Origin of the sequence: Lapillicoccus sp. (genome assembly GCF_025353065.1) — a bacterium.
GTDB lineage: Bacteria > Actinomycetota > Actinomycetes > Actinomycetales > Dermatophilaceae > Lapillicoccus.
This window is the reverse complement of record NZ_JANXRJ010000160.1, coordinates 17,710-42,507: the sequence shown is the minus strand read 5'-3', so window position 1 is coordinate 42,507 and position 24,798 is coordinate 17,710. Positions and strand designations below refer to the sequence as shown.

The 24,798-nt window shown below is 70.7% G+C and carries 23 protein-coding genes and 2 pseudogenes; 7 read left to right on the top strand and 18 right to left on the bottom strand.

Annotated elements, in window-relative coordinates; translation table 11 throughout:
- Positions 1 to 105 precede the first annotated feature (105 nt).
- From Q0R63_RS13065 to Q0R63_RS24605, 6 genes and pseudogenes are all read right to left on the bottom strand, one after another.
- Positions 106 to 1,089: an NAD(P)H-binding protein gene (locus Q0R63_RS13065; RefSeq protein WP_295697903.1), complete on the bottom strand. Its 984-nt coding sequence runs from the start codon at positions 1,087 to 1,089 to the stop codon at positions 106 to 108.
- A 47-nt stretch (positions 1,090 to 1,136) separates the two neighbouring features.
- Positions 1,137 to 1,571: an SRPBCC family protein gene (locus Q0R63_RS13060; RefSeq protein WP_295697901.1), complete on the bottom strand. Its 435-nt coding sequence runs from the start codon at positions 1,569 to 1,571 to the stop codon at positions 1,137 to 1,139.
- Positions 1,572 to 1,647: 76 nt separating this feature from the next.
- A complete protein-coding gene (locus tag Q0R63_RS13055; protein WP_295697898.1) occupies positions 1,648 to 2,424 on the bottom strand; it encodes a CPBP family glutamic-type intramembrane protease in 777 nt (258 codons plus the stop codon).
- Positions 2,394 to 2,750 (bottom strand): TraR/DksA family transcriptional regulator, encoded by a 357-nt coding sequence (locus Q0R63_RS13050; protein ID WP_295697895.1) that lies wholly within the window; start codon positions 2,748 to 2,750, stop codon positions 2,394 to 2,396. The genes Q0R63_RS13055 and Q0R63_RS13050 overlap by 31 nt, the downstream gene beginning before the upstream one ends.
- Entirely contained in the window at positions 2,747 to 3,583 is an 837-nt protein-coding gene (locus Q0R63_RS13045; protein WP_366521126.1) for a TIGR03557 family F420-dependent LLM class oxidoreductase, read from the bottom strand. Before Q0R63_RS13045 ends, Q0R63_RS13050 begins: the two co-directional genes overlap by 4 nt.
- A pseudogene (locus Q0R63_RS24605) lies at positions 3,499 to 3,705 on the bottom strand (LLM class flavin-dependent oxidoreductase); the annotation flags it as partial. The gene Q0R63_RS13045 and the pseudogene Q0R63_RS24605, both read right to left, overlap by 85 nt.
- Before the next feature lie 109 nt (positions 3,706 to 3,814).
- Between Q0R63_RS24605 and Q0R63_RS13035 the strand changes: the two are divergent.
- Entirely contained in the window at positions 3,815 to 5,623 is a 1,809-nt protein-coding gene (locus Q0R63_RS13035) for a glycoside hydrolase family 15 protein (protein WP_295697929.1), read from the top strand.
- Positions 5,624 to 5,732: 109 nt separating this feature from the next.
- Here Q0R63_RS13035 and Q0R63_RS13030 read toward each other — a convergent pair whose 3' ends face one another.
- Complete coding sequence (locus tag Q0R63_RS13030; RefSeq protein ID WP_295697892.1) at positions 5,733 to 7,040, bottom strand: cation:proton antiporter; 1,308 nt, start codon at positions 7,038 to 7,040, stop codon at positions 5,733 to 5,735.
- A 163-nt stretch (positions 7,041 to 7,203) separates the two neighbouring features.
- On the opposite strand from Q0R63_RS13030, the gene Q0R63_RS13025 reads away from it, so the two are divergent.
- Positions 7,204 to 9,543, top strand: coding sequence for an FdhF/YdeP family oxidoreductase (locus Q0R63_RS13025; RefSeq protein ID WP_295697889.1), 2,340 nt, complete (start codon positions 7,204 to 7,206; stop codon positions 9,541 to 9,543).
- Here the strand turns inward: Q0R63_RS13025 and Q0R63_RS13020 are convergent.
- Positions 9,540 to 10,517 (bottom strand): annotated as a pseudogene (locus tag Q0R63_RS13020) (TIGR03557 family F420-dependent LLM class oxidoreductase); the annotation flags it as partial. The gene Q0R63_RS13025 and the pseudogene Q0R63_RS13020 overlap by 4 nt on opposite strands.
- Positions 10,518 to 10,832: 315 nt before the next feature.
- On the opposite strand from Q0R63_RS13020, the gene Q0R63_RS13015 reads away from it, so the two are divergent.
- Positions 10,833 to 11,612, top strand: a complete 780-nt coding sequence (locus Q0R63_RS13015) for an ANTAR domain-containing protein (protein ID WP_295697887.1) — start codon at positions 10,833 to 10,835, stop codon at positions 11,610 to 11,612.
- A 37-nt stretch (positions 11,613 to 11,649) separates the two neighbouring features.
- On the opposite strand, the gene Q0R63_RS13010 is transcribed toward Q0R63_RS13015, so the two are convergent.
- Positions 11,650 to 12,360: a GAF and ANTAR domain-containing protein gene (locus Q0R63_RS13010; RefSeq protein WP_295697884.1), complete on the bottom strand. Its 711-nt coding sequence runs from the start codon at positions 12,358 to 12,360 to the stop codon at positions 11,650 to 11,652.
- The gene (locus tag Q0R63_RS13005; RefSeq protein ID WP_295697881.1) at positions 12,360 to 13,061 is read right to left on the bottom strand and encodes an ANTAR domain-containing protein; all 702 of its coding nucleotides are present in this window, start codon (positions 13,059 to 13,061) and stop codon (positions 12,360 to 12,362) included. The genes Q0R63_RS13010 and Q0R63_RS13005 overlap by 1 nt, the downstream gene beginning before the upstream one ends.
- A gap of 214 nt (positions 13,062 to 13,275) precedes the next feature.
- Here Q0R63_RS13005 and Q0R63_RS13000 point away from each other — a divergent pair, with 214 nt between their 5' ends.
- The 3 genes from Q0R63_RS13000 to Q0R63_RS12990 are packed head-to-tail and all read left to right on the top strand — an operon-like array spanning position 13,276 to position 16,162.
- Complete coding sequence (locus Q0R63_RS13000) at positions 13,276 to 13,611, top strand: ANTAR domain-containing protein (RefSeq protein WP_295697878.1); 336 nt, start codon at positions 13,276 to 13,278, stop codon at positions 13,609 to 13,611.
- A 51-nt stretch (positions 13,612 to 13,662) separates the two neighbouring features.
- Positions 13,663 to 15,090, top strand: a complete 1,428-nt coding sequence (locus Q0R63_RS12995) for an aldehyde dehydrogenase family protein (protein ID WP_295697875.1) — start codon at positions 13,663 to 13,665, stop codon at positions 15,088 to 15,090.
- Positions 15,091 to 15,142: 52 nt separating this feature from the next.
- Positions 15,143 to 16,162, top strand: a complete 1,020-nt coding sequence (locus tag Q0R63_RS12990) for an NAD(P)-dependent oxidoreductase (RefSeq protein WP_366521125.1) — start codon at positions 15,143 to 15,145, stop codon at positions 16,160 to 16,162.
- Positions 16,163 to 16,213: 51 nt separating this feature from the next.
- Here the strand turns inward: Q0R63_RS12990 and Q0R63_RS12985 are convergent, their stop codons facing one another.
- From Q0R63_RS12985 to Q0R63_RS12950, 8 genes are all read right to left on the bottom strand, one after another.
- Positions 16,214 to 17,101: an NAD(P)-dependent oxidoreductase gene (locus tag Q0R63_RS12985; protein WP_295697870.1), complete on the bottom strand. Its 888-nt coding sequence runs from the start codon at positions 17,099 to 17,101 to the stop codon at positions 16,214 to 16,216.
- A 94-nt stretch (positions 17,102 to 17,195) separates the two neighbouring features.
- Positions 17,196 to 17,990 carry a FadR/GntR family transcriptional regulator gene (locus Q0R63_RS12980; RefSeq protein ID WP_295697866.1) on the bottom strand — a complete coding sequence of 265 codons (795 nt, stop codon included), beginning with the start codon at positions 17,988 to 17,990 and terminating at the stop codon, positions 17,196 to 17,198.
- A gap of 51 nt (positions 17,991 to 18,041) precedes the next feature.
- Positions 18,042 to 19,058, bottom strand: coding sequence for an ABC transporter permease (locus tag Q0R63_RS12975; RefSeq protein ID WP_295697863.1), 1,017 nt, complete (start codon positions 19,056 to 19,058; stop codon positions 18,042 to 18,044).
- Positions 19,051 to 19,329 carry a hypothetical protein gene (locus Q0R63_RS12970; RefSeq protein WP_295697860.1) on the bottom strand — a complete coding sequence of 93 codons (279 nt, stop codon included), beginning with the start codon at positions 19,327 to 19,329 and terminating at the stop codon, positions 19,051 to 19,053. Before Q0R63_RS12970 ends, Q0R63_RS12975 begins: the two co-directional genes overlap by 8 nt.
- Positions 19,256 to 20,566, bottom strand: coding sequence for a sugar ABC transporter ATP-binding protein (locus Q0R63_RS12965; protein WP_295697858.1), 1,311 nt, complete (start codon positions 20,564 to 20,566; stop codon positions 19,256 to 19,258). The genes Q0R63_RS12970 and Q0R63_RS12965 overlap by 74 nt, the downstream gene beginning before the upstream one ends.
- A 64-nt stretch (positions 20,567 to 20,630) precedes the next feature.
- Positions 20,631 to 21,644: a sugar-binding protein gene (locus Q0R63_RS12960; protein ID WP_295697855.1), complete on the bottom strand. Its 1,014-nt coding sequence runs from the start codon at positions 21,642 to 21,644 to the stop codon at positions 20,631 to 20,633.
- A 164-nt stretch (positions 21,645 to 21,808) separates the two neighbouring features.
- Positions 21,809 to 23,308, bottom strand: coding sequence for a four-carbon acid sugar kinase family protein (locus Q0R63_RS12955; RefSeq protein ID WP_295697853.1), 1,500 nt, complete (start codon positions 23,306 to 23,308; stop codon positions 21,809 to 21,811).
- Positions 23,305 to 23,976 carry an aspartate/glutamate racemase family protein gene (locus tag Q0R63_RS12950; protein WP_295697851.1) on the bottom strand — a complete coding sequence of 224 codons (672 nt, stop codon included), beginning with the start codon at positions 23,974 to 23,976 and terminating at the stop codon, positions 23,305 to 23,307. Before Q0R63_RS12950 ends, Q0R63_RS12955 begins: the two co-directional genes overlap by 4 nt.
- A gap of 161 nt (positions 23,977 to 24,137) precedes the next feature.
- On the opposite strand from Q0R63_RS12950, the gene Q0R63_RS12945 reads away from it, so the two are divergent.
- Complete coding sequence (locus Q0R63_RS12945) at positions 24,138 to 24,731, top strand: excalibur calcium-binding domain-containing protein (protein WP_295697848.1); 594 nt, start codon at positions 24,138 to 24,140, stop codon at positions 24,729 to 24,731.
- Positions 24,732 to 24,798 lie beyond the last annotated feature (67 nt).

Below are 24,798 nucleotides of genomic sequence, written 5' to 3'. Positions count from 1 at the left end.
CCGATCCCGGCGCAGGGCCACCCGGCCCGGCGCCGGGATCTGCCGTCGAGAGGGCCACGTCCGCCCGGCTCAGCGGCCGCCGACGGGCCAGCGTCCCCGGGTCGACTAGCGGGTGCGGGTCCATTCCGGGTCGCCGATGGAGGGGGCGCAGGGGTCTGCGCCGATCGACGCCCCGTCGGCACCCTCGCCGAAGCGCAGGAGCGAGCGCTCCACGGCCTGCCGCAGCCCGGTCATCTCGCGCCCCGGGTCACCGAGCCGCTCGCGCACGTCCTCCGAGGCGACCATGTCGTGGCGGAGGCTGGCCATCAGGGACTCGACCGTCGGGGTCGGCACGTCGGTGAGCTGACCGGCCAGCCAGCCGACGATGTCGTCCGGAAAACCGGGGATGGGGATCCGCACCCGTGTCAGGTGGGCCACGTCGGCATACAGCTGCAGGAGCTCGGGATAGGTCAGCCGGTCCGGACCGGCCAGGTCGACCTTGCCGGTGACCTCCGGGGCCTCCACCGCGTCGGCGAGGAGCACCACGGCGTCGCTGACCGAGACGGGTTGGACCCTGGTGTTCTGCATCCAGCTCGGGATGGTCTGGACGAGGGGGATCCGCTCGGAGATCTGGCGGACGATCTCGAAGCTCGTGGAGGCCGAGCCGATGACGATGGCCGCCCGCAACGTCAGGGTGGAGGCGGCGGACTCGGCCAGGGCCTCCTCGACCTCCAGCCGCGACACGAGGTGCTCCGACAGGTCGTCACGGGGGACGTCCGGGATGATCCCCGAGAGGTAGACCACGCGGCCCACGCCCTCGATGTTCACGGCGTCGCGCATGTTCTCCGCCGCTTCCCTGTCGGTGCGCCGGAAGTCCTCCGCGTCGAGCCCGTGGATGAGGTAGACCGCGGCGTCGACGCCCCGGACGGCCGCGACGACGTCAGGGAGGTCGAGGGCGTTCATCTGTCGCCACTCCACCTCGCCCGCCCACGGGTAGTCGCAGGACAGCTCGCCCGTATGCGTCGCCACGACGTCGTGCCCTCGTGAGAGCAGCTCGGGGACCAGGCGCGAGCCGATGTAGCCCCGGGCTCCCGTGACGAGGATCCTCACCGGTGCTCCGTCGCCCAAATGCCGACAGCGTTGGGAGACACGGCTGCTCAGTGACCGGGCAGCCGGTTGAGGACCTCGGTCATCTGCTTCTCCGTGTCGGTCGCGACCTTCTCGAAGACGAGCTTCATGGCCGGCGCCGCCAGCACGGCGAGCCCGTGCATCTCGAGGTCCGCGGTGTAGGTGATCTCGCTCCCGCCTGCGCCGGACGCCACGACGACGATCGTGTCCGTCGAGGTGGCCGAGTCGTTCTCGCCGACGAGGACCACCCGGTCGTGCGAGACCTCCTTCAACGTGTAGGTCAGCTCGGTGGTCACACCGGCGATCTTCGAGACGTTGTGCCAGGTCGTGCCGACACCGATCGGACCGGCGCCCTCGCGGGTGCAGGACTCGGTCCCCGGGTCCCACTCCTCGGCGTGCGAGAAGTCCTGGAGGTAGTCGAGCACGGTGGACGGCGAGGGGGTGACGGTGAACGTCCGGGACACGCTGGGCACGGGATTCCTCCGGGGAGTCAAGGTGTGGCAAGGCATGGACAGGTACCCGCGATGGGCTGCGGGCAACCTAGCCGAGGATCGGCGGCAGCAGGAAGAGCATGCCGAGGGACCAGGTCAGATGGGTGATCATCGGCGCCAGCAGGCCGCCCGTCATCCGGCGCTGGAGCGCCACGAGGAGCCCGAGGACGAGCGCCGCGAACACGAGCATCGCGTTGCCCGACGTCACGGTGGTCAGGGTGTAGACCGCCGTCGAGACGAGGACGGGCTGACGACGCCCGATGGCAGCGAAGAGCGCCCCGCGGAAGAAGAGCTCCTCGGCCAGGCCGTTGACGACGGCGATGACGGCCACCACGGCGAACGAACCCAGCCGCGCGTGGTCGAGGACGGCGTTCACGGCCGCCCGGAGCGGCGGGACCTGACGCACGACCAGCGCCCCCAGCACGAAGAGCGTCACCACCGTCAGGCCGAGCAGCAGGGCCGCGAACCACGGTCGCACCAGCCCGTCCGCGCTGTGCTGTCGGATCGAGCGGTGCCGCCGGATGTATCCCAGGTGCAGGGGACCGGACAGCAGGGCCCCGACGACCCAGCACCCTGCGAGCAGCGCCGTGGCCAGGTAGAACAGAGGGTCACCCGGCGGCAGGCGCAGCGACCACCCGAGCAGGCCGGACCCGATGACGAGCGTGAGGGCGGCGACCCAGCGCCGCCGCCGGAACTCGGCGTCCGACTGTTGGTGGTCACGGGGCACGGGCTCGCCGACGATGCTCGAGCCGACGAAGGACGACCACGACGGCCCCATCCCCCGCGCGCGACCCGTCACGAGGCGGCGGCCGCGCAGTCGAGGCACAGCTGCGCAAACGGTCGCGCCTCGAGGCGCGCCGCACTGATCTGCTTTCCACAGACCGCGCAGCGCCCGTGCTCCCCGGTCTCGACCCGCTCGAGGGCGGCGGTGATCTCGTCGAGCCGCTTGCGCGATGCCGTGATCAGCGTGGCGAGGCGGGACCGCTCGAAGGCGATCGTCGCGCCCTCCGGGTCGTGCTCGTCGTCGGCGTTCGAGTCGGCCGAGGACTCGACCACCGCCTGCATGTCCGCCTCCATGGCCACGACGAGCGCGAGCGTGGTCTGCTGCTCGTGCCGGAGCCGAGCGCTCACTGACTCGAGTGCCTCGCTCACCCGCGCAGCACCGGGAGGACGTCCGTGCCGTAGGCGCGGATCATGTCGGCGTAGTGGGGACCCATGTTGGCAACATAGATCTCGTCGAAGCCGGCGTCGAGGAAGGGCCGGTATGCCGCGACGTGCGCCTCGGGCGAGCAGCCCGCCGTCGCTCCTTCGGCGATCTTCTCCCGGGTCACGAGGGTGGACGCCTGCTCGAAGTGCTCCACCGTCGGCAGGACCTGGGACAGCTCGCCGGGCAGCCCGGCATTCGGCCAGATCTCGTGGGCGAGACGGACGCCCTCGTCCTCGTCGGGCGCCCACGCGACCTTGAAGCCGGCCTGCGTCACCGCCCCCGCCTTCGCCTTGGCGCGGAAGCGCTCGACCAGCTCCTTGTCGGGCGTGGTGTTGACGTAGCCGTCCGCGATCCGGGCCGCGAGATCAGTGGCGATCGGTCCGAACCCGGACATCAGGATCTCGGGCGGCGTCTCGGGGAGGGTCCAGATCCGGGCGTTCTCGACGGTGTAGAACTCGCCGTGGTGGGTGATGTCGTCACCGGTCCAGAGCTGGCGGATGACGTCGATCGCCTCCTCGAGCATGGCCAGGCGCACCGGTGCCGGCGGCCAGGCGTCGCCCAGGATGTGCTCGTTGAGCGCCTCACCGCTGCCCAGCCCGAGGCGGAACTTCCCTCGCCGAGGAGCACCGCGCTCGTGGCCGCCGCCTGGGCGATGATCGCCGGGTGGATCCGCACGGTCGGGCAGGTGACGGCCGTCGTCACCGGCAGGTCGCAGACCTGCGAGATGGCACCGATCATTGACCAGACGAGGGCGCTCTCGCCCTGGGCCCGCGTCCACGGGTGGTAGTGGTCGCTGATCCAGAGCGCGTCGAAGCCGGCCTCTTCAGCGAGCCGCGCCTGCTCGAGGATCTCGGCGGGCGAGAACTCCTCGCAGGAGAGGAAGAATCCGAACGTCGTCATGGTGCGTCCCTTCTCGGTTTCTCAGGCACTCGGTGTCCGCGGGCCGTCGGTCCCGTGAGAGAACTGACCCATGCCCTCCGACCCGTCCGTTCATGCGTCGACCGCCGAGATGCCGGGGGACGACCGGGGCGCCCGCGCACCGCGAGCCCTCAGGGACCCGGACGGCTACGCCGACCTCGAGTCGTATGCCGCGATCGGTGACGGTCGCACGATCGCGCTGATCGCCCGCGACGGGCGGATCGACTGGCTGCCGCTGCCCGACATGGACTCCCCGCCGGCCTTCGCCGCCGTGCTGGACGCCGATCACGGGGGCTTCATCGCCCTCCGGCCGACGGCCGCGTTCACCGTGGAGCGGCAGTACGTGCCCGAGACCAACGTCCTGACGACGACCTTCACCACCGCGACCGGGCGGGCCCGGGTCACCGACTCGCTCAACACCGGCGTGGCCGGGCGGCTGCCCTGGGCCGAGCTCGGTCGCCGCATCGACGGCCTCGAGGGGAGTGTCGGGCTCGAGGGTGTGGTCGCGCCCGGCACCCGGCTCAACACGGCGTCCCCCTGGGTGCAGGAGACCTCGGTCGGGATGGTGCTGCGCCTCGGCGGGCTGACGATGGCGGTCCGCACCCTCCACGAGGACGACGTCACGATCACCGACGACCGGATCCACGCGTCCTTCACCACCGCTCCCGGCTCGCGCCACCTCCTCGGCCTCGTCGCCACCGAGGGCGAGCCCCTGTTCGTGCCCACGCCCGAGGCGGTGGACGAAGGGGTCGGCCGCACCATCGCGAGCTGGCAGGCCTGGAGCTCGACCTTCGACTACGACGGCGACTGGGAGCCGGCCGTCCGACGGTCCGCCCTCGCGCTGAAGCTGCTCATCTACGCCCCCTCCGGCGGCGTCGTCGCGGCGCCGACGACGTCGTTGCCCGAGTCGGTGCGGGGAGGCAAGAACTGGGACTACCGGTATGCGTGGGTGCGCGACACGGCATACACGCTCACGGCACTGTTCCGGTTCGGGCTGCGGGAGGAGACCCACGCCGCCATCAGCTGGCTGCTGGCGACCATCCGCCGGCACGGACCGGAGCCGCGCATCCTCTATCGCCTCGACGGGTCGCTGCCGCCGAACGACGTCGAGGAGCACGACGTCCCGGGGTGGCGGGGGATCGGTCCGGTGGTCAGCGGCAACCGGGCCTCCGACCAGCTGCAGCTCGGAGTCTTCGGTGACCTGTTCAGCATCGTCCAGCTCTACGTCGACCACGGCAACGTCCTCGATGCGGACACGGGACGGATGCTCGCCTACGTCGCCGACATGGCCTGTGACGCCTGGCGGAGCAAGGACTCCGGCATGTGGGAGCTGGAGGAGCCGCAGCACTACACGACCTCCAAGCTGGGCTGCTGGCACGCCCTGACCAACGCCGTGCACCTGGCGGAGCTCGGCCAGATCCCCGGTGACCCGTCGCGGTGGCGCGCCGAGGCCGAGCACATCCGCGCCTGGGTCGACGCCAACGCCTGGTCTGCGGAGGTCGGCGCCTACGTCTGGTATCCGGGCACCCCCGACCTCGACGCCTCGATCCTGCTGCACGCGATCAGCGGCTTCGACCGCGGCGAGCGGATGAGCTCGACCCTCACCGCGGTCCAGCGCGAGCTCGGCGTCGGGCCCCACCTCTACCGGTTCACCGGGGCGGCCGACGAGGAGGAGACCTTCGTCGCCTGCTCGTTCTGGATGGTGTCAGCCCTCCACCTCGTCGGCCGCGAGGAGGAGGCGCACGACCTCATGGACGCCCTGCTGCCGTCGGTCAACGACGTCGGGCTGCTCGCCGAGATGCTCGATCCGCAGACCGGCGCGCACCTGGGCAACCTGCCCCAGGCCCTCAGCCTGCTCGCCCTGATCAACGCGGCCATCACGGCGACGACCGACCGGTAGTCGGCGCCCCCCCACCCTCGTTCCGGACACCCGTTTTATCAAGTCCTTGGCCGCCCTGACGCCGAGGACTTGACAAAACGTGTGCTTGGAACGAGGCAGCGCACCCGGGTCAGGACGTGGCGACCTGGGCCGCGGCGTCCCGCCGGCGTTCGAGCCAGGCCAGCGCCGGGGTGGCCGCCACGCCGTGGACGAACACCGACAGCACGATCGTGAAGGCGACCGTGGACCAGAGCCATCGCACCTCGGGGAAGCTCGCCTGACCGGTGGCATAGGCGAGGTAGTAGATCGAGCCGACGCCCCGGACGCCGAAGAAGGCCGTGACGACGGCCTCCCGGGGGCCGAGGCTGCCTGGCCCCTCGCGGCGACGGGCGACTGACAGCGCGAGCCAGCCGCTGAGGGGCCGGATGACGAACACCAGGGCCAGCCCGAGGGCGACGCCTCGCCCGTCGAGGTGGTCGAACACCCCACGGGTGGCGGCGACCCCGAGCACGAGCAGGACGAGGAGGGTCAGCAGCCGCTCGAGCCGCTCGACGACCCCGTGCATCGCCTCGTGATAACCGTGGGTGCGGTCGGTGGCCCGCACGGTCATCGCGCAGACGAACACGGCCAGGAAGCCATAGCCACCGACCAGCTCGCTCAGCCCGTATGCCGTGAGCAGCGCCGCGAGGGCGAGCAGGGGATCGCCCCGCTCGGCGACCCGCAGCGACGCCCGCGGTGCCCGGAACGCCACCGCCGCGAGCACCTTGCCGACGACGACGCCGGTCACGACGCCCAGGACGGACTCGAGGACGAGGTCCTTGCCGACCCAGCCCAGCCCCCACGTGGCGACCGAACCGGCGCCGGCCAGAAGGATCGCCGCGTGCACGAAGGGGAAGGCGAGCCCGTCGTTGAGCCCCGCCTCCGAGGTCAGGGCGAAGCGCACCTCGTCCTCCTCGTCGATGTCCGCGTCGCTGCCGACCTGGGGGCCGTCCACCTGGACGTCGGCCGCGAGGACGGGGTCGGTGGGCGCGAGCGCGGCCCCGAGCAGCAGGGCCGCGGCGGGACCCAACCCGGCGGCCCACCACCCGAGCAGGGCGACGGCGGCGATGGTCAGCGGCATCGCGACGAAGAGCAGCCGCCACGCCGGTGACCAGTGCCGCCAGGACGCGCGGTCCCGGAAGGTGAGCGGTCGGTCGAGCGCCAACCCGACCCCCATCAGCGCCACGAGGAGCGTGATCTCGGTGAAGTGCTGGACCACTTCGCGGTGGACCACCGGATCGGCGTCGAGACCGTCGGCCACCGGGGTCAGGCCGATGAGCATCCCGACGCCGACGAGCACCATCGGGGCCGACACGGGGAACCGGGTCAGGGCCGTCGGCAGGACGACCGCGAGCAGGAGCGACAGCCCGATGACGAGGTAGGTCGCGGTGGGGGACACGGTCTCCGTCTCACGTCGGCAGCGGCTCTGGCAGGCGCCGCCTCGCGCGTTCCTGCTGGGCGCGACGGGTGTCGAGTGTGACACGCTCGATCGGATCCGGGGGATCCGGACGGGAGCCCCCCTGGCAGTGTGGCTGACATATCCGTGGGGTAGAAAGACCGTTATGGTGCAGCTGGTCGGACGGCAGATTCCCGCAGAGATCCACGAGATCGACGAGGATGACCTCGAGGTCACCCCACCCAAGTCGGCCGCGGCCGGCATCCCGGCGGTGGCGGTGTCGATGAAACGGGCCATCACCTCGATGGGGCCGGTGCGGACCGCGCAGGCGCTGCTCAAGCTCAACCAGGCGGACGGCTTCGACTGCCAGGGGTGTGCCTGGCCGGACCCCGACCCGAGCAAGCGGCATACGGCGGAGTTCTGCGAGAACGGCGCGAAGGCAGTCTCCGAGGAGGCGACGACCCGGCACGTCGAGCCGGAGTTCTTCCGGCAGCACAGCATCGAGGAGCTGGGGCAGCACACCGACTACTGGCTGGGGAAGCAGGGCCGGATCACCCAGCCGATGGTCCGGCGCGCCGGCGCGACCCACTACACGCCGATCGCCTGGGACGAGGCCTTCGACCTGATCGGCACGACCCTGCGCTCGCTCGACACCCCCGATCGCGCGGTCTTCTACACCTCGGGCAAGACCTCCAACGAGGCGGCGTTCACCTACCAGCTGCTCGCCCGGGCGTTCGGCACCAACAACCTCCCGGACTGCTCCAACATGTGCCACGAGTCGACGTCGCTCGCGCTCGCCGAGGTGATCGGTATCGGCAAGGGCAGCGTCAGCCTCGACGACATCCACGACGCCGAGCTGATCGTCATCGCCGGCCAGAACCCCGGCACCAACCACCCACGCATGCTCACCGCGCTCGAGATGGCCAAGCAGAACGGTGCCAAGATCCTCGCGATCAACCCGCTGCGCGAGGCGGGCCTCATCCGATTCGACAACCCGCAGACCCCTCGTGGACTGACCGGGGTGGGTACCGCGCTCGCCGACCTCCACCTTCCCGTCCGCGTCAACGGCGACCTCGCGCTGTTCCAGGCCATCGGCGCGCTGCTGCTGGAGGCCGAGGACGAGGCGGCCGCTGCCGGGTTGCCGGGCAGCGTCCTCGACCTCGAGTTCATCGAGCGCCACACCTCGGGCTTCGCCGCTTGGGCGGAGGGCCTGCGCGGCCTCGACTGGGACCTCGTGCTCCGTGCCACAGACCTCACGATGGACGACATCCGTTCTGGTGCACAGATGTTCGTCGAGTCGAAGAAGACGGTGATCTGTTGGGCGATGGGGATCACCCAGCACCGCAACTCCGTCGCGACGATCAAGGAGATCGCCAACCTCTCGTTCGCGCAGGGCAACATCGGCAAGCCCGGGGCCGGCCTCTGTCCGGTGCGTGGGCACTCCAACGTCCAGGGCGACCGCACGATGGGCATCTGGGAGCAGATGCCCGACAGCTTCCTCGACGCGCTCCGGGACGAGTTCCACTTCGAGCCGAAGCGTGAGCACGGGCTCGACACGATCAACTCGATCCGGGCGCTGCGCGACGGTGAGGCGAGCGTCTTCATCGGGATGGGCGGCAACTTCGTCGGGGCGACCCCGGACACCGCGGTCACCGAGGCGGCGATGAGCTCGGCCCGCCTGACGGTCCAGGTGTCGACCAAGCTCAATCGGTCGCACGTCATCTGCGGCGAGACCGCCCTGATCCTGCCCGCCCTCGGGCGCAGCGAGCGCGATCTCACCGGTGGCGTCGTCCAGCGGGTCACCGTCGAGGACTCGATGTCGTCGGTCCACGCCTCCCACGGACCCCTGCAGCCGCCCAGCGAGCACTGCCGCTCGGAGGTCGACATCATCTGCGGCATCGCGGCGACCACCGTCCCGGGGGTCGGCCAGATCCCCTGGGAGGAGTTCCGCGCCGACTACACGACCATCCGCCACGCGATCTCGCGCGTGGTGCCCGGTTGCGAGGCGTATGCCGAGAAGGTCGACCGCCCCGGCGGCTTCGTCCTCCCGCACCCGCCGCGTGACTCGCGGACCTTCAAGACGGCCACCGAGCGGGCCATGTTCACCGTGTGCCCCACCGACGTCCTGCAGGTCCCGGAGGGACGGCTGCTGCTGCAGACGCTGCGCAGCCACGACCAGTTCAACACGACCATCTACGGGCTGGACGATCGTTACCGGGGAATCAAGAACGGGCGGCGCGTCGTGTTCGTCCACCCCGACGACATCGTGGGGCTGGGGGTTCACGACGGCCAGCTGGTCGACCTCGTCAGCGAGTGGACCGACGGGTCGGAGCGGACGGCCCCCGACTTCCGGGTCGTCTCCTACGACACCCCGCGCGGCTGCGCCGCCGCCTACTACCCCGAGACCAACGTCCTCGTGCCGCTCGACTCCAGCGCCGTCGGAAGCAACTGTCCCGCTACGAAATCGGTGATCATCCGGCTCGAGCCGAGGCTGCGGGACGCTTAGGCGCCCGGTGCGGCCGCCCGGAGCTTCTCGAGCAGCGGTGCGGCCGCCTCCTGCAGGAAGCGGTCGGTGGTGTCGCCGCCGATCTGGACGAGCGCGATGTCGGTGAAGCCGGCCTCCCAGAACGGCCGGACCGCCTCCACCACGGCGTCGAGGTCGGGTCCGCACGGGATCGAGTCCGCGACGTCCTTCGGGGTGATGAACTTCGTGGCGCCGTCGAAGCCTGCGGTCGTGGGTAGGTCGGCATTGACCGCCCAGCCACCACCGAACCACCGGAACTGCTCGTGCGCCCTCGCCACGGCGTCCTCGGTGCTGGACGGGTCCCAGCTGATCGGCAGCTGACCGATGGCCCTGGCCCCCGCACCGATCTTCGGCCGGTCCGCGAGGCCGTTCCAGGCGCTCACCAGGTCGGCGTCCGGCTCCGTCGCGACGAGGTGGTCGGCCAGCGGCCCGAACGTCGCCACCGCCTTGGGCCCCCCTGCGGCGACGGCGATCGGCACACCGCCGTCGGGAAGGTCCCAGATGCGCGCGGAGTCGACCTCGAAGTAGTCGCCGCGGTGCGTGACGAGATCGCCCGTGGGGAGGGCCCGGATGATCTCGATCGCCTCCGCCAGCATCGCCTGACGAGTGTCGACCCCCGGCCAGCCGCCACCGATGACGTGCTCGTTGGGGCTCTCCCCGGCCCCGAGCCCGAGGGTGAACCGGCCGTCGGACAGCAGCTGCATCGTGGCCGCCTTCTGGGCCACGACGGCGGGGTGGTAGCGCATCGTCGGACAGGTGACGTAGGTCATCAGCTCCATCTCGCTCGTGGCCTGGGCCACCGCCCCGCCGAGCACGCTCCACGCATACGGGGCGTGCCCCTGGGCCGCGAGCCAGGGTGAGTAGTGGTCGCTGGACACCGCGAAGGAGAAGCCGGTGCCCTCGGCCAGCTGGGCGAACCGGACGAGATCCTTGGGGCCACTCTGCTCGGTCATGAGGGTGTATCCGAATCAGGTCATGCCTGGGGGTACCCCTGCGGCCGACCACCGAACCGGACCCCGCCGATCCGGGCCCTGCCGATGCAGGCTCGGCCTGCGACAGGCTCGCTCGACACCGACCGGATCGGGAGGGCTCTCGGTTTGAACCGGTCCCGAACTGGCCGACGGGACCACCCCCCACTCCCAAGGAGACCCCGCTGAGGTGTGCCGGTACCCGCTGAGGGCGGGGGTCACACGTCCGATCTGCGATAGTTGCGTCTCAGGACGTTTCGGCTCAACCACTGCCGTCGGGTCCCGCTCGAAGGAGGCCCCTTCATGAAGGTCGACGCGAAAACTCAGCAGCCGCTCTCCGATCTCGCGGCGCGTTTCGTGGACATCGTGGCCTCGGTCAACGCCGGCGGCGCGTCGTCGGCCGTGGAGCAGGTGGTGCAGCAGGCCCGGAGCCGGGTCCCCGGCGCGGACTCGGCCAGCATCACGACGTACCGCCGAGGTCAGTTCACGACGACGGCGGCCTCCGACGACCTCTCACGGCACGGCGACGACCTGCAGTACGAGCTGGGCTCCGGCCCCTGCGTGGACGCGGTGGTCGACGACGCGATCTACACCCCGCGGGACATCGCCGTCGACGAACGCTGGCCAGAGTACGGTCCCCGGGTCTCCGACGAGCTCGGGGTGTCCTCGATGCTCTCCTTCCGCCTGCACACCGGAAGCACCGAGTCGCTCGACGGCCTCAACATCTACTCCCGGACCGTGGGCGCGTTCGACGAGGATGCGTTCCTCACGGGGCTGTTCCTCGCGACCCAGGCATCGCTGGCGATCAGCCGTGCGAAGGTCGAGAACCTCGAGAAGGCGCTCGCCACGAGCCGGGAGATCGGGACGGCGATCGGGGTACTCATGAGCAGCTCGAAGCTGACCCGCGAGCAGGCCTTCGGGCTGCTGCGGGTCGCCAGCCAGGAGTCCAACCGTCGACTGCGGGAGGTCGCCGCTGAGGTCGTCGACACCGGGACGCTGGGGCCGGCACGGCCTGCCCGTGCCCCTCGAACGGCTCGACCGGTCCGACCCCTCCGACCTGCCCCGCCGCCTCGACCGGCCTGACCCGCTCGACCGCCACCCGCGATCGACCGGGACGACGTCAGCGTGCTGCGGACCCGGGCTGCACGCTGCGGAGGATGTCCTCGGCCACTTCGGTGAGGGAGTGTCCTGCTCGCTGAGCCCGTCCCAGCAGATCCCCGTATGCCGCGGCATACGACAGCCCCTCGCGGTATCGGAGGACGCCCTTCGCCTGCTCGATCACCTCCCGCCCGAGCAGTGCCGCCTCCACTCGCTCCCGGAGCTCTGCGGAGGTGAACTGCGATGTCGTGACGATGGCGAGGCTGGCGACGTTGGCGAAGGCCTGCTGGAGGCGAGCCTCCTCGGCGCTGAGGCTCCGTTCGACGGTGGCGAAGGTGCTGAGCACCCCGAAGGTCTCCCCGTGCCACCGCATCGGGACAGCGTGCACGGAGTGGAAACCCGCGTCGACGACGACCTGACCGACATCGTCCCATCGCCTGACGATCTCCTCCGCCGAGGCGGCGGCGATCTCGTCGTCGGTGCTGAGGACCTCGAGGCAGGGACCCCGGTTCTGCTGGATCTGAAAGAGCTCGAGGTGGGCAGCATCGTGGGAGGTGCTGCTGAGGAGCTCGAGCTCCCCGTGATCGGTGGTGACCAGGACCCCGACCGTGTCGGCCGAGAGGGCGCTGGCGCATTCGTCCAGGAGGGCGACGAGCACTCCGGCGACGTCGTCGACCGAGACGCAGATGGCCATCGCGTCGGCCAGCGACTGGGCCGCGGTCTTGGAGGTCATCAGGGTCGGGCGCCGTCGTCGCGCGAGAAGTCGAACGTCAGCTCGTTGACGCTGCGGGCCATCTCGGTGAGCGACACGTTGTCGGCGAAGGCGTGGGCTCGCAACAGGGCCATCGCGTCGTCGCTGTGGATCCCGAGCTGGGCCATGACCATGCCGGTCGCCTGGTGGACCAACGCCCGGGAGGCCCACGACCCGAGTCCCTCCGGCGTGTCGCTCGCGGGATCGCTGAGGATGGCCGCGCCGATGGAGTTCGCCACGAAGGACGCGATGTCGGCGTTCTCCGTCAGCAGCCGAGGAGGCAGCTGGTAGACCGTGAAGACACCGATGACGGAGGCGCCCGACGACATCGGGAAGGCGTGGACGGACACCTCGCCGACCGCCGCGAACGCCGCCTCGACGAACACCGGCCAGACCGCCGAGCGGCCTTTTGAGACAATGGCGCTCATCATCGAGCCGCGGCGTGAAGCGTCCGCGCCCGGACCCTCGCCGAGGACCTCCTGGAGGTCTTCCAACCGCGCCGCCGCGTCCGTGGTGGAGCACAGGGTCAGGCGCTGGGGTTCGGTGTAGGCGAGGGTCAACGCGCCACCGTCACCCCCGAGGAGGGAGACCCCGGCGGCACACAGCCGGTAGGGGAGCGAACGGGTCCGTTCGTCGAAAGCCACCGCACGGGTGAGTCGGGCGAGCACTTGGGCCTTCTCCACTGTCCGTCCGTCCCTCGTCCGCTTCGGCCAATGTACGCGCAATCCGGAAGGCGAGACATCACATCGCGCACCACGGGTGCGCATCGGCGGCGAGTTTGGCAGGATTTGGCGTTGTGGGGCGGCTGCTGGGAGTGACGCGTCGCCGACCGCCGCGCAACGACACGGGACGACACGGGAGAACGCCAGCATGACGACATACCGCGAAGAGAGTTCCGTGGACACCCGCGAGGACGATCTCGGCACCACGCGAGGCGATCCCGCTGCGCCGACCTGGGCGGACCGGCAGGACGCCATCCGGGGTCGCCAGGACGCGGAGCCGTTGATGGGTGCGGTGCTCGACCTGGTCCACGACCTCGACGAGCAGGTCACGAACCTCAAGGTCGCGCTGCAGAGCAACCGGCGGATCGGGATCGCCATCGGCATCGTGATGAGCCAGCGCCGGATCACGGACGAGGCGGCCTTCCTCGCACTGCGCGGGGCGAGCCAGAACAGCAATCGCAAGCTGCGCGACGTGGCCGAGGACGTGATCTACGCCGGTCGCCTAGATTGAGGGCCGACGGCAGCCGCGACGAGGCGCTGCCACGGACGGCAAGGACCCCCCATGCGCGAGATCACGAGGTTCTACATCGACGGCGAGTGGGTGGAGCCGGCCCTGCTCTCCCTCCTCGACGTCGTCGACCCGGCGACCGAGAAGGTGTCCGGGCACGTGGCCATCGGCAGCGCCGCAGACGTCGACAAGGCCGTCGCTGCCGCTCGGGCGGCGTTCGAGTCGTGGTCGCAGACCTCGGTGGCGCGGCGCGTCACGGTGCTCGACGCGGTCATTGCCGAGTACCAGCGGCGGATGCCCGACCTCGCCGCAGCGGTGACCGCGGAGATGGGGGCGCCGGACAAGCTCTCCGCCAGGGTCCAGGTGCCCATCGGGCTCGCCCACCTGATGACTGCAGCCGCCTCCCTCCCCGGCTACTCCTTCGCCGAGGACCGCGGCACCTCGCGGATCGTCAAGGAGCCGATCGGGGTGTGCGGATTCATCACGCCGTGGAACTGGCCGCTCAACCAGGTGCTGTGCAAGGTCGCCCCGGCGATGGCGTGCGGTTGCACGATGGTCCTCAAGCCGTCGGAGCAGGCGCCGTTCAGCGCGGCCATCCTGGCCGAGATCATGGATGCCGCGGGCGTTCCTGCGGGGGTCTTCAACCTCGTCAACGGTGACGGCGCCGGAGTCGGCGCCGCCCTCGCCGCGCACCCCGACATCGACATGATCTCGTTCACGGGGTCCACCCGCGCCGGCATCGAGGTGGCCCGCAACGCCGCCCCCTCGGTCAAGCGGGTCGCGCAGGAGCTCGGTGGCAAGAGCCCCAACATCCTGCTCGACGACGAGGATCTCGCCAAGAACGTCGGCACCGGGATCCTGCAGATGATGAGCAACTCCGGGCAGAGCTGCAACGCCCCGACCCGGATGCTCGTGCCGCAGCAGCGGATGGACGAGGTGGTGGCCGCGATCATGGCCGTGGCGCCGAAGCTCACGGTCGGCGGCCCCGCATCCGGGGCGATGCTCGGGCCGGTGGTCAACGCGTCGCAGTTCGACAAGATCCAGGGGCTCATCGGCCGAGGCCTCGAGGAGGGCGCCACGGCGGTCATCGGCGGCACCGGACGCCCGGCCGACCTCTCGACCGGCTACTACGTGCGCCCCACCGTCTTCACCGGGGTTACCAACGACATGGACATCGCACGGACCGAGATCTTCGGACCGGTGCTGGTCGTCATCGGCTACGACGACGTCGAGCAGGCCATCGCGATCGGCAACGACACGGAATACGGGCTCGCGGGCTACGTCTCCGGTCGAGACATCGACGAGGCGCGCCGGGTGGCCTCGCGGCTGCGGGCCGGCTCGATCTCGGTCAACGCCGCCCAGCTCGACCCGGGGGCTCCGTTCGGCGGCTACAAGAAGAGCGGCAACGGCCGGGAGTGGAGCGACTACGCCTTCGGCGAGTTCCTCGAGGTGAAGTCGATCCTCGGGTATGCCGCGGTGTGAGTCACCGGAGGAGTCGCCGATCTGAGCGGCATCGAATCTGAGCGGCATCGAAGTGAGGAGCAGGGAAGTGCAGCAGGACGAGTCGCCGGCCGGCACGGCTGGCACGGCTGGCACGGCTGGCACGGCTGGCACGGCTGGCACGGCTGGCACGGCTGGCACGGCTGGCACGGCTGGCACGGCTGGCACGGCTGGCACGATCGGGTGGCTGGGCCTCGGGGCGATGGGGTCCCCCATGTCACTGCGGCTGACCCGGTCGGGCTACCGGGTGCAGGCCTTCGACCCCAGCCCTGACCGGGCGGCGGCGCTGGGTCCGGCCGTCACCGCCGCGCCCACTCCGGCGGCGGCGGCGTCGGGCGCCGACGTGGTCGTGGTCATGGTGGCCTCTCCCGGGCAGGCGGAGAACGCGATGTTCGGCGCCGACGGCGCCGTCGCCGGCCTGCGGCCCGGCACGTCGGTGGTGGTCCTCAGCACGCTCGGTCCGGCCTGGGTGCGCAAGCTCTCCGGGCGGCTGCCCGAGGGCGTGCGCCTGGTCGACGCACCGGTCAGCGGTGGAGTGTCGCGGGCCGTGCAGGGGACGTTGCTCATCATGGCCGCCGGAGCTGAACCGGTCGACCGGGAGGTGCTCGGCGCCCTGGGGGAGGTTGTCACGGTGGGCACGACCCCAGGGCAGGGGCAGGCGATGAAGATGGTCAACCAGGTCCTGTGCGGTGTCCACATCGCCGCCGCCGCGGAAGCGCTCACCCTGGCGGAGTCGCTCGGCATCGACCCCCAGCTGGCGTGGGAGACGGTGCGGCGGGGAGCGGCGGCGTCCTTCATGCTCGACGACCGCGGCGAACGGATGGTCGCACCCACCGGCGGTCCGGTCCGCAGTGCGGTCGGACTCTTCGTCAAGGACCTCCACCTGGTGCTCGCCGAGGCCGCCGCCACTGGCCTGCCGATGTCCGTCGTGGCTGCGGCAGCAGGGGTGTTCGACGACGCAGCGGACGCCGGCCTGGCCGCTCATGACGACAGTGAGCTCTTCGACCACCTGCTGCGCCGACGGGGCGCCGCCGGTGGCGCCCGGTCGTCCTGACGACCGGACACCCCGGTGGCACTGCCCGGCGTCCCTCGTGCTCGCCAGGGATCAGCCCTGCGGGAGCGCCCGGCCCTGCTCGTCCAGGTAGTCGCGCCAGGAGCGCTTGGGCGACCACCCCAGCACGTCCATGGCCTTGCGGGAGCTGATGCCCGAGGCGTCGGTGCGGTCGAGCGGCCGCAGCTCGATCTGGTCGCCGTAGTACTCCGTGAGGATGGCGGCGAAGTCCCGACCCCCGACGTTGTCGGGTGAGGCGATGTAGAAGACCTCGTGCCCCGGGAGGTCCGACTCGGCCGCCAGCACGATGGCGTCCGCAAGGTCGTAGGCGTCGATGTAGCTCCACAGGTTGGGGCTGAGGACCGCTGCGTCACGGATCTGCGGTCCGAGGTTCTGCTCGTAGTTGCCCTCGAACTGCACCCAGCTCGGCCGCAGCGAGATGGCGCGGATGTCGGAACGCTGGACGGCGGCGTCCATGAGCTGCTCCCCGAAGAGCTTGGTCAGGGCGTAAGGGTCCTGGGGGTGCGCAGGGTGGAGCTCGTCCACCGGCGCGTAGTCGGGCAGGAAGGGACGCTCGGGGAAGAAGAACCCCGGCACCGTCTCGCTCGAGATGTTGACGAAGCGCTTGACCCCGAAGCGGATGGCCGCCTCGATGACGTTGAAGGTGGCCATGATGTTGGTCTGGAACACGACGTGAGGAGGATTGCCAGTGGGCTCGGGGATGGCGGCCGTGTGCACGACGACGTCCGCGCCGCGGATGACCGCGAAGGCGTCGCCGGCATCGGTGAGGTCCGCCATCCGGTAGTCGGCGCTGCCGTCCGGTTTGCGCTCGAAACCCGGACGGGTGAGGTCGGTGGCGAGCACGTCGTGCCCCGCGTCGAGAAGGGCCTGGGTGGCGGCGCGACCGACTTTGCCGTGCGCTCCGGTGACGACGATCTTCATGGGGATGTCCTTAAGGTCGAGAGGGGTCGGGAGGGGGCCGCGCACCGAGGGGTCGGCGGCGGGGAGGTTAACGGTGGGCCGGGTGGGGACCGGTTCAGCTGGTGCGGGCACCGGAGGAGCCGGCCCGACGCCGCTGCGGCAGGTCGTCGTCCCCGGCCCGGATGGCCAGGATCGAGGCGCCGGGGTCCAGCACGTAGGTGTCCATGTCCTTCTCGGTCTGGTCCATGTGGTTGCGCATGGCCCGGCCGGCCTTGGTCGAGCTCCCGCGACGCACGGCATGGAGGATGAGCTGGTGGTGCTCGATGGCGTGCGCGCGCACGGGCGCGTGCGCCGACGTCTGGTGTCGCGTGAGCTGCATGATGCGCGAGAGGGGGTCGAAGAGCGCGGTGATGAAGTTGTTGCCCGCCGCATCGAGGACCCGCTGGTGGAAGGCGATGTCGGCCGCCACGAAGCCCCTGACATCGCTGGTCGAGGCCGTGGTCCGCATCAGATCGAGCTGCCGCTGCATCTCCTCCAGGTCCGCGTGCGTCCGTCGTTCTGCCGCCAGCTCCGCCACCGCCACCTCCACCACGCGTCGGGCCTCGATGAGCTGGCGCGGCAGGGCCAGTCGGTCCGTGTGGTGCGCGGAGCGGGCGATGAGGAGCACGGGGTCGAGCACCGACCAGCTCGTCGGAGGGTTCACGAAGGTCCCCCGCCCCTGCTCGACCCGGACGACGTCCTTGCTCGCCAGCTCCTTGATCGCCTCGCGGACCGTCAACCGGCTCACGCCGGTGCTCTCGGCGAGGTCGGTCTCGCTGGGCAGGGGGACGTTGGTGAGGTAGCGGCCCTCGAGGATGTCGTTGAGCAGCTGCTGCGCCAGTCCCTCGGCCAGCGAGCGCCGAGCCGTCATGGTTCTCCTCGGTGGGTTCTGAGGTGTGTCGATCGAAGGTAGCGTCGCCCATCAACCGCGCCGCCGTCTCTGTCGCCAGATGTTGAGGGCTACCGCCGCAACGATGATGACACCGCTGAACACCTGCTGCCAGTAGGCGGAGATGCCCAGCAGGATGAGCCCGTTCTGGATGAGCGCCAGGAGCAGGGTGCCGAGGACCGTGCCGAGGATGCTCCCCTCACCACCGAACAGGCTGGCCCCGCCGATGACGACCGCACCGATGGCCACGAGCTCGTAGCCGTTGCCCGCCGACGGTTGACCGACGCTCAGCCGGGCGGTCTCGATGACCGCCTCGAGCCCGGCCAGCCCGGCAGCGATCGCGAAGATGATGATCTTGGTGCGCCGGACACGGATGCCGGAGAGGACTGCGGCCTGCTCGTTGGAGCCGACGAAGAACACGTTGCGGCCGAACCGGGTCCGGCTGAGCACGAGGTGGGCCACGACTGCGACCCCGGCCGCGATCCAGATGGGGATGGGGATCCCGGCGAGCGACCCCTGCCCGAGGACGAGGAACGGGGCCGGCAGCCCGCTGATCGTCTGGCCCTGCGTGATGCCCAACGCCAGCCCCCGGGCGACCGCCAGCATCCCGAGCGTGACGACGAACGGAGGGATGGCCGTGGTCGCGACGATGACGCCGTTGACGAGCCCCACGAGCACGCCGCAGACCAGGGCCAGCCCGGCCGCCAGGAGCGGTGGCAGGGTGAGGTTGACCATGAACTCACCCGTGAGGATGCTGACCAGCGCCACCGTGGAGCCCACCGAGAGGTCGATGCCGCCCGCGAGGATGACGAACGTCATGCCGACCGCGATGAGCAACGACAGGGACGCCTGGCGGCCGACGACGATGAGGTTGCCCGAGGTCAGGAAGTAGGGCGACCGCAGGGCCAGGAAGACCACGAGAAGGACGAGGACGCCCGCGAGGCCGGCCTCTCGGGCGGCAAGGACCCCCCGCACCCGGGAGGCCGCGGCAACCCGGGGGGATCGGTCCGCGTTGGCGGCTGGTGCTTCGGTCGTGGTGGTGTCAGACATCGTCGTCTCCTGGTCGGTCGTTCGTTGAGTCGTGCACTCCGGTCGCGAGCGCCATCACCTGCTGCTCGTCGGCGACCACACCGGCGAGCTCGCCGACCAGGTGGCCCTCACGCATCACGAGCACGCGATCGGCGATCCCGAGCACCTCGGGCAGCTCCGAGGAGATGACCACCACGGCCACACCCTCGGCCGCCACCTCACGCACGAGGCGGTAGATCTCGGCCTTGGCGCCGACGTCGACACCGCGGGTCGGCTCGTCGAGGATGAGCACCTTGTGGCGCGAGAACGACCTTCTGCTGGTTGCCCCCGCTGAGTGTCCCCACGGCCGTCTCGACGGACGCCGCCTTGACGGTGAGGTCGGACGCGAGCCGGGTCGCCATGGCGGAGTCCCGGCGCCGTGACATCAGCCCGCGGGTCGACACCTCGTCGAGGCACGCCGACGACATGTTCGTGCGGATCGGGAGTCCGAGGAAGAGGCCCTGCTGCTTGCGGTCCTCCGGGACGTAGGCGATGCCGCACTCGATCGCCTCCCGAGGGTTACGGGGGCGGACCTCACGGTCCCCGACGTGGACGGTGCCAGCCGTCGGGCGGGTCTGCCCGAAGATCGCCAGTGCGGTCTCGGTCCGCCCTGCGCCGACGAGGCCGGCGACGCCGACGATCTCACCGGCACCCACGTCGAAGCTGATGTCGACGACGCGCGGACCGGCGTGCAGACCGCGGACCGACAGACCCGGCATACCCCCCTCGGGCAGGTCCACCACCCGGCTGCCGTACATGTCCACGAGGTCCCTGCCCACCATCATGTTGACGACCCGACCGGGGGTCACGTCGCCGACGGGATGCACCCCGACGACCGCCCCGTCACGCATCACCGTGATGGCGTCCGAGACCGCAAAGACCTCCCGCATGCGGTGCGAGACGTAGACGACGGCGACCCCCCGCTCTCGTAGCCGATGGACCAGGGCGAGCAGCTTCTCCACCTCGTCCTCGGTCAGCGACGAGGTGGGCTCGTCCATCACGATCAGTCGCGCGTCGAGGGACAGCGCCTTGGCGATCTCGACCATCTGACGCCGGGCGAGGTTGAGCCGGCCGACCTGTGTGGTCGGCTCGGCATCGACGCCCAGCTCGGCCAGCAGCATGGCCGTGGCCCGGTTCATCGACCCGAAGTCGACGGCGCCGAAGCGGGTCGGCTCGCGTCCGGCGAAGACGTTCTCCGCGATGCTGAGGTGCTCCGCGAGCATCAGCTCCTGGTAGATCACCGCGATCCCGGCGGCCTGGGAGTCCCGGGGGTTGCGCAGCACGGTCGCCTCGCCGGCCACCTCGATGCTGCCGGCGTCGGCGCTCGCCGCGCCGGCGAGCACCTTGAGCAGGGTGGACTTGCCGGCACCGTTCTCGCCGACGAGACCCATGACCTGCCCGGGGTCGACGCTGAGGTCGACCCCGCGCAGCGCCTGGACGCCGGGGTAGTTCTTGACGATGCCCTGCATCCTGATCAGGGGTGACGTCACGGGGCACCGTGCCTCTCCGCAGCTCGGGACTCGCCCGACGGCTGCACCGGAATGGGTCGGGGCATCAGTGCGGCGCGGTGCTCTGGAACTGGTCCAGCGTGGCCGGGGTCACGACCTCGACTCCGGTGTCGACGTTGAACCCGTCCTGCTGGACCGGCTTGTTCGTGTGCGCCCCGACGAGGATGTCGAGGGCCTGGGCGGTCATCGCGTAGGGCTTCTGCGAGATCAGCGCATTGACGCAGCCGTCCTTCATGCCCTGCACGCCCTGGGGGACGACGTCGAACCCGACGGCCTTGATCTTCCCGCAGAGGTTCGCCGACTTCAGGGCCCCGGCGATGCCGGGCAGGTCCGATCCGCCGATGCCGACGAAGCCGGTAAGGTCGGGGTGGGCCTGGAGGATGGTCTCCGCCTTGCCCTGGGCGTCGGCGATCGACTCCCCGGACTCCTCCGTGGCGACGATCTGGATGCCAGGGTGCTTGGCGAGACCGGCCTTCAGCCCCTCGAGGCGCTGGTTGAGGTTGGTGGCGCTGAGCGACCCGATCACGATGGCGACCTTGCCGGTCTCTCCCATCGCGGCGACCAGGGCGTCGGCCTGGCGTTCTCCGGCGGTCTTGTTGTCGGTGCCGATGTAGCCCTGCACCTTGCTGTCGGGCACCGGTCCGTCCCAGGCGATGACGGGGATCCCGGCGGCGCGGGCCTGGTCGATGATGCTCTTGACGCTCCCGGGGTCGTTGGGGGACACGGCGATCCCGGCAGGCTTCTTGGCCAGGATGGACTCGAAGATCGACACCTGGGCGGCGGCGTCATCGGTGTCGGGGCCGAGGAACTGCGCCTTGACCCCCAGCTTGGTCGCCTCTGCCTCCATGCCCTTGCGGGCAGCGACCCAGTAGGGGTTGTTGAGCGACTTCGGCAGGAAGACGTAGGTGTCCCCACTGACGTTGTTCGCACTTCCGCCCGCAGCCCCGGCCGTGGCGTTCGCGGCCAGTCCGGTCCCGGGGCTCGAGGCACCCGAGCTGCAGGCGGTGACGGTGAGGGTGAGGCTGAGGGCGATGGCTCCGCCGAAGGCAACGCTGCGCATGACGACTCCTAGGAGTGGGGGTTGGTGGTGATGTCGGTGAAACAGGTGGTGGAGCACTCGGGCCGGGTCACGGTGCGACGCGGCGATGGACAGGTCTTGGGGACGGACGACGTGGTGGGACGACGGGCCGAAGGTCGGCCCGGAGGCCACTCCGGGTGCGGTGGTCACGCACGCGTGGAGCCCCTCAGGGTGAGGACCGCGTCGCGCAGCGTCGTCTCGTCGCCGACGTTGCCGGCGAAAACGACATAGGGAAGTCCGGACAGCGGGCCGGGGGACGCGGGTCGCTCGGCGGCGTCGTCGGCGGCGTCGTCGGTCGCGGCGTCGGTCGCGGGCTCGTTGCGCCACACCGACACGATGCCCGGGAAGAGCTGGCCGAGGACGAGGGCGCGCCTGATACCCAAGCCGTGCATCGCGATGTCGTGGGAGGTGATACCCCCTTTGCCGATGACCCAAGCGAGCTCGACCGCCCCGACGAGGCCCTGGGTCAGCTCGACCAGTGCCGACGAGACCCGTTGGGAGAACTCGAGACTCGACTCGCCGGCGCGAAGGACGATGCGCTGCCGGCTGGTCACGAGCAGCACATCGCCGCGGGCGGACCCGGCGAGCAGCGCGTCGCGGCACCTTTCGATCTCGGCGCGCGCGCCGTCTGCGGAGGTGAGCGCCGAGACCGCCAGCTCGACGGTGGTCAGGTCCGGCAGCTCCCGCAGCCGCTCCACCTGACGGGTCGTCAGCTCGACGTGGGAGCCGACGACGACCAGGCCGTGACCGGCTCGGGGGTGACCACCGAACACCTCGTGATGTTGCAGCGGCGGGCGGCGCGGCATACCGACCCTGACCGGGACGAAGCTGGGACCGGTGCGGTACAGGGCGCGCCAGCCCGTTGCCTCGGCGGCGGCGAGCCCGAGTGCGACGACCTCGAGGTCGGCCTCCTCGAGCGCGTTGACGACGACGACGGTGCCGTCCCTGGACCCCAGCAGGAGCTCGGTCACCCGCGCGACCCCGCCGACCCTGATGTCGCGCAGGGACAGGCTGCCGACCCGTGTCGGAGCGCCCACCTTCTCCACGACCCAGTCCGGCAGCGATGAGCTCGAGTAGCCGAACGCGTCATCGGTCGCATAGTCGGTGCCTCCGACAGGGACGAAGCCTTCGGGAGTGCGGGCGTAGTGGATGTCGTCGACCGTCACCCGCCCGGCGTCGAGGTATGCCGGCACGAGAAGGGTCGCATCGTAGGGCCGACCACGTCGCAGCGCACCCTCGGCGAGGACGTCGGTCTCGAGGGGGAAGTGGCCCCGGAGGGTGGAGTCGCTGCGGCTGATGACGACGACATCGACGCCGACCTCGTCCCCGATCCGGTGCACCCGGTCGTCCAGGTCCTCCACCAGGCTCCGGGTCGCGGCCCCCCCGAGGCTGCGGGTGTTGGTGAGGATGAAGACGCCTCCTCCCGGGTGCGTCAGGGCCCAGCGCAGATCGGCGTCGTCCCAGCCGGTCAGGACCGGCAGGTCGTGGACGACCTGGCTGCCGGTGGGGTCGTCATCGAGGACCACGACGACCTTGCCGGCGCCCGCGGTGGCGGACGCGATGAGCTGCAGGGCATCCGGCACGACGAGCGCGGGCGGCTGGTCGGCGCTCAACGCCTCGAAGGTCGTCACGGCCGTCATGGTCATGCGCTGTGCTCGCGGAGCGTGCGAGCCAGGAGCTCGACGCCCATCCTGGGGCTGGAGAGGACCGTGAGGCCAGTCTCCTGCTCGAGCCGCCCGACGAGCCGCTGCATCGAGGCCTGCGCCAGGACGATGACGTCGACCTCGCGCGCGAGGTCGGTCGCCTGCTCGGAGACCATCTGGTCGTGTCCCGGTCGGTCGCCGCCCATCAGGGTGTCGAAGGCTCCCGGGCAGAGCCGCTGGGTGATCTCGGGGGAGCGTCCGGCGTCCTGCGCCCGAGCCGCGATGAGGTCGCTCGTCGGTCCGAGGGTCGTGGGCACGGTGGCCAGCACACCGATCCGGTCGTAGGCCGCGGCGGTGATGGCCATCGCCTCGTCGATCTTCACGACGGGGACGTGCACCGCACGACGGGCCGCATCGAGGGTGGGGCCGAGGGAGGAGCACGCGGAGAAGATGATGTCGGCTCCGGCGGCCTCTGCGGCCTGGGCCAGGTGCACCATCCGGCTCTCGCTGCTGGCCGAGATCGACTGCTCACGAACGACGGTCGCGAGGACGTCCGAGTCCACGAAATGCAACAGCTCCGCATCGGGGATCAGCTCACCGATGAGGTCGGCGATGACCGGTTCCACGGTCACGAACACGAAGCTGGTGTGCAGCACCGCTACCTTGGCCACGAGTACTCCTCTGATGTATCCAACAGACGTCTGAGGACTATGCGCCGGATCTCGGGCCGTGTCAAGCGACCTGGACTCGTGTCCCGAGCGCGGCACGGCAACCGTGCGAATAACCGTCAAAGCCGGGACAGGAGCGGCTGCCTCACCCCAGACTGCGGCGCATGCCGACAGCGCCGTTGACCCGCACGTCGAACGCCCGGGCCCCGAGGGAGGCGATCCCGGTATGCCTGCTGGCCATCCTCGTGCTCGGCGGCTGCGGGGCCGGCGCACTCTCGGCTGCGGGTCCGGTCGCGCAGACCACCGCGATCTCCTCGACGAGAGCGACCCCTTCGGCGGCGGACGAGGCAGCGGCGGACGCTGCCGTTGCCGCCAAGGCGGCGGCGGACAAGGCGGCGGCGGATGCTGTCGCCAAGGCGGCGGCGGACAAGGCGGCGGCGGACAAGGCGGCGGCGGACAAGGCGGCGTCGGACAAGGCGGCGTCGGACAAGGCGGCGTCGGACAAGGTGGCGGCGGACAAGGCAGCCGCGGCACCGGTACCGCTGGCTGCCGAGCCGCCACCCCCGGCCGCCCAGGACTTCGCCAACTGCACCGAGTTGAACGCGGTCTACCCCCACGGCGTCGGTATGCCGGGTGCGGTGGACCACGTCTCGGGCGGGAAGCCCGGGGTGACGAACTTCGCCGTCAACTCCGCTGTCTACCAGACGAACTCGGGAAGCGACCGGGATGGCGACGGGATCGCCTGCGAGAAGCACTGAGCGGCGCAGCTGGGGACCCGCCTCGGCGGACGCGGCATACGACCTCGGCGTGGGTAGGCCTCGGCGG